The following is a 4,615-nucleotide window of genomic DNA, read 5'->3' as shown; positions in this document are numbered from 1 at the left end:
TAGATGTATGATTAAAATATAGTTATTAGATAAATTTTTTTATTGAATATATAACTATATAAAAAAGATTTTTTAGAAAGAGGAGGATTTCAACATGGAAAATACTGATTTACCTTATGACTGGAAAATGCTTTTTTTATCTTCTTTAGATAATTCAGAAGAAAAAACTTATAGACTAGACGCTATAAAGGACTTTTTAAACCATACTTATGATATGGATGTTATTTCAACTAATAATGAACATGATTTCTTAGAAGTTTTTTATTACCAACAAAATATAAGTGCTATTTTTATAGAATATAAAGAAGAAAATAAAAACCAGTTTAAAAAAATATTGGCAGATATAAGAAAAAGAAATCAATATATACCGATAGTTGCATTTTCAGAGGAAAGAAAATTAAATTCTTTTGATTGTTGTGAATTTAAAGATTTATCAGATTTTTATTTTTTGTATGCTGATACAATAGATTTTTTAGCAGGAAGATTAATGGATCATTCTAAAAAATATATAGAAAATGTATTATCACCTTTTTTAAAACAACTTATAAAATATTCACATAAATATAAGTATGCTTGGCATACACCAGGACATATGGGAGGATGTGCTTTTATAAAAAATCCACCAGGAAAATTCTTTTATGATTTTTTAGGAGAAAATGTATTTAGAACAGATCTGTCTATTTCAGTTCCAGAGCTTGGTTCACTTTTAGACCATGAAGGATCAATAGGAGATTCAGAAAAATTTGCAGCTCAGGTTTTTGGTGCTGATCAAACTTATTATGTACTTAATGGAACAAGTTCTGTAAATCAAATTATATGGAAAGGTAGAGTTACAAAAGGAGATTTAGCATATGTAGATAGAAATTGTCATAAATCTTTAAATTATGCTATGGTTGTTTCAGAAGCTATTCCAACTTATATAATACCAAGAAGAAATGGATTAGGAATTATAGGACCTGTTAGGTTAAATGAATTTAAGGAAGACGGAATAAAATTAGCTTTACATAAAAATCCATTAGTATCAAAAGAAAAAAATAAAGAAAGAATAAAAATGATGGCTTTAACCAATTCAACTTATGATGGACTTTGCTATAATGCTAATAAAATAAAAGAAGTTATAGGATGTAATATGGATAATATTCATTTTGATGAAGCATGGTATGCATATGCTAAGTTCCATCCTATATATAAAAATCATTATGCCATGAGTGAAGATGAAAATATAAAATGGCATCCACCAATTTTTGCATCACAATCTACTCATAAATTATTAGCAGCATTTTCTCAATCTTCAATGTTACATATTAAAAATGGTACAGAAATAAATGTAGATCCTGAAATATTTAATGAAGCATATATGATGTATGGTTCAACTTCTCCACAATATAATATGATAGCATCTTTAGATGTTTCTGCTAAAATGATGGAATTTAATGGACAACAATTAATGCATGAAACTATATGCGATGCTATTGATTTAAGAAAAAATATTAAAAGAATTTATAACTGTGAAAAAGCTAAAAATAGTTGGTTCTTTAACGTTTGGCAACCTGTAACTACTGAATATGAGAATAAAGAAGTAGCTTTTGAGAATGCTCCAACGGAATTTTTAGCTAAAGATCAAAAAACTTGGATTTTAAATAAAAAGGATTTATGGCATGGTTTTGAAGATATAGAAGATGATTATGTTATGTTAGATCCAATAAAAATAACATTAAAAATGCCAGGTTTAAATGCTGATGGAAAGTTTGAAGAATGTGGTATACCAGCATCAATCTTATCAGATTATTTAATTAGTTATGGAGTAGTACCAGAAAAAACAGATTACTATTCATTACTATTATTAAATTCAATAGGTACAACTAAAGGTAAACAAGGAACTTTATTTACAGCATTAACCCATTTTAAAAAATTATATGATGAAAATGCTCCTTTAGAGAAAATATTCCCAGAGCTTATAGCTTCTTATAAAGATAGGTATAAAAGTATTGGGCTAAGAGATCATTGTCAAATGATGCATGAATATATAAAAAATAATAATATGCTAGAATTAATGGATAAAGCATTTCAAGTAATACCTACTCCAGAAATGACACCAGCTGAAGCTTCTAGAAGAGTGTTTAAAGGAGAAGTGTTTAAACTTCCTATTAATGAATTAATGGGACAAATTGCAGCGGTTATGATGGTTCCATATCCTCCAGGAATTCCAATTTTAATGGGTGGAGAAAAGGTTGATGAAGTAAGTAAACCTATTATTGATTATTTATTAACAAGAGAAGCTTTTGAAAGAGAATTCCCAGGGTATTATAGTGATATTCATGGAGTAGAAGCTATAGTTAAAGATGGAAAGAGAATTTTTACAACAATGGCGTTAAAATAATTTGTTAATTGAAATATCTAATCTTTTGATTATTTTTAGTTTTATATAAATAGTCAAAAGATTAGAATTTTTAATATCTATATTTTAACTTGGAGGTGGTAAAATGCGTAAAGTTGGATTATTTGGACTTATTGCTATTGTAATTGGATCAATGCTAGGAGGTGGAATATTTAATTTGCCTGGTGAAATGGCTCAAAATGCAGTGGCAGGAGCAAGTATTATAGCATGGTTAATAACTGGTATAGGCGTATTTTTTATTGCAAAGGTATTCCAAGTTCTTTCTTTTGAAAGAGGAGATATTACAAGTGGGATTTATTATTATGCTAAGGAAGGATTTGGGAATTACATAGGATTTAACTCAGCTTGGGGTTATTGGTTAAGTAATGCCATTGGTAATGTATCTTTTGCTATATTATTTGTAGATGCACTTACTAAATTTTTTCCAGCCATAAAAGGGAGTAATGGACTTATAGGAACTATAATAAGTACCATATTAATTTGGGCTGTTGTTTTATTAGTAGCAAAAGGAATGAAAACAGCTACTGCTTTTAATAATATAGCTACTATAGCAAAAATAGTACCTATAATAATAGCTATATTTTTATTATTTGTATCTTTTAAAATGCATATTTTCACTAAAAATTTATGGGTAACAAATATAACGATGGATGGTCTTACATTAGGTAGTATTAGTTCACAGATTAAAGATGCTATGCTTCAAACTTTATGGGTATTTGTAGGGGTTGAAGGAGCAGTGGTTATATCAGGAAGAGCTAAAAATTCAAGAGATGTAGGTATTGCAACTATAATAGGATATGTATTTGTATTAATATGTTATGTTCTTATTGTAGAATTGAGTTATGGTAGTGTTCCACAAGAAAATTTAATGGCTTTCAAAGATCCTTCATTAGCAGGAGTTCTAAAATATACATATGGTAATTGGGCTGATATTTTAATAGATATAGGGGTTATAATATCTGTATTAGGTGCATGGGTTTCATGGACTATATTAACAGCAGAAATTCCTTTAGCAGTTGCAGAGGATAAAATGTTTCCTAAATTTTTAGCTAAAGTAAATAAAGAAAATGCTGCTATAGCTGCATTAATATTTAATGCGGCAATTATGCAAATCACTTATTTTTTTGCTATGTTTGCTAATAATGCTTTTGAAGCTATTACAAATGTGGCAACTGAGATGGTTTTAATTCCATATGTATTATCAGCATTATTCCTAGTAAAAATTTCTTATGAAGATAAAAAATGGAGAAATTTTATCTATGGAATATGTGGTACAATTTATTCATTATTTATGATATTTACATCAGGATTAATGAATTTGCTAGAATGTACTTCACTTTATGCATTAGGTATAATATTTCTTATTATAACTACTCATGAACAGGGAAGTAAAATGTTTAATCATAAATGGGAAAAATATTTTTGCTATGTATTAACAATAGTTGGTATAGCAGCTATATTTATAATGAAATTTAAATAATAAATATAGCTGCAACATTTCTTAAGTGGTTAAAAATAATTATAAAATTTATGACTGTTTAAGAAATGGATGTAATGTAAAATTTAAAAAGGACAAATATTTAAATTTTATATTTGTCCTTTTTTTTTACAAATTATAATTTTTAAAATTTATCATATAAGAAATTAAGCCCTTTTTAAACCATAGGTAATTTTAAGCTTATTTAAAGTTATTAAATGCAGATATTTTCTAAAAGTAATAATTATATCCTTAGCATCAAATTCTTTTAGTTCCTCTAAAATACTATAATTATTACCATTAAATAATAGTCCGAATGTATATTTTATATATGCATTACAATACACAGAAAGGTATATGAATTCATATTGATATTTATCATCATAACATTTATAGTGTGGTTTATTAAAATGATAATTTGCTTCTTCACTTACTTTAGCATATATTTTTTTAAATTCTTCATAATCTTTAGGATAGTTTTGCTTTTCAAATATTTCCTCAAGTTTTTTTTCTATCATTTCTTTAAAGCATTTAAAAAACATAGCACTATTATATAAATTTTCAGTGTTTTTTAATTCATAGTCTATACTTTCTTTAAAATCTCCTTTTAATTGTTCTTCTGTAGATAATATAACTTTTTTTACTATTATATCTAAATTATTTTTTTCCATTATAAAACCTCTCTATATATATTAAAATTAATTATAAAAATAACAATATTTTTACATATAATATTAATG

3 protein-coding genes are annotated in these 4,615 nt (G+C 26.2%); 2 read left to right on the top strand and 1 reads right to left on the bottom strand.

Going from position 1 to position 4,615, the window contains the following annotated elements; translation table 11 throughout:
- Window positions 1–94 precede the first annotated feature (94 nt).
- Window positions 95–2,380 (top strand): Orn/Lys/Arg family decarboxylase, encoded by a 2,286-nt coding sequence (locus tag GBZ86_RS13020; protein WP_152891302.1) that lies wholly within the window; start codon window positions 95–97, stop codon window positions 2,378–2,380.
- Between the two features lie 103 nt (window positions 2,381–2,483).
- Window positions 2,484–3,878 (top strand): basic amino acid/polyamine antiporter, encoded by a 1,395-nt coding sequence (locus GBZ86_RS13015; RefSeq protein ID WP_152891301.1) that lies wholly within the window; start codon window positions 2,484–2,486, stop codon window positions 3,876–3,878.
- 164 nt (window positions 3,879–4,042) lie between these two features.
- Here the strand turns inward: GBZ86_RS13015 and GBZ86_RS13010 are convergent, their stop codons facing one another.
- On the bottom strand, window positions 4,043–4,546 hold the full coding sequence (locus GBZ86_RS13010) for a hypothetical protein (RefSeq protein ID WP_152891299.1): 504 nt from the start codon (window positions 4,544–4,546) through the stop codon (window positions 4,043–4,045).
- Between the last annotated feature and the right edge of the window lie 69 nt (window positions 4,547–4,615).

The sequence above is a fragment of the Clostridium tarantellae genome, assembly GCF_009295725.1.
Taxonomy (GTDB): Bacteria; Bacillota; Clostridia; order Clostridiales; family Clostridiaceae; genus Sarcina; species Sarcina tarantellae.
The sequence above is the reverse complement of the archived record's forward strand: the minus strand, read 5'-3'. Positions and strand labels throughout refer to the sequence as shown.

What these genes read in the sequence shown, in the direction of transcription:
- GBZ86_RS13020 (WP_152891302.1), top strand. Translation starts at nt 95, where the DNA reads ATGGAAAATACTGATTTACCTTATGACTGGAAAATGCTTTTTTTATCT.
- GBZ86_RS13015 (WP_152891301.1), top strand. Translation starts at nt 2,484, where the DNA reads ATGCGTAAAGTTGGATTATTTGGACTTATTGCTATTGTAATTGGATCA.
- GBZ86_RS13010 (WP_152891299.1), bottom strand. Translation starts at nt 4,546, where the DNA reads ATGGAAAAAAATAATTTAGATATAATAGTAAAAAAAGTTATATTATCT.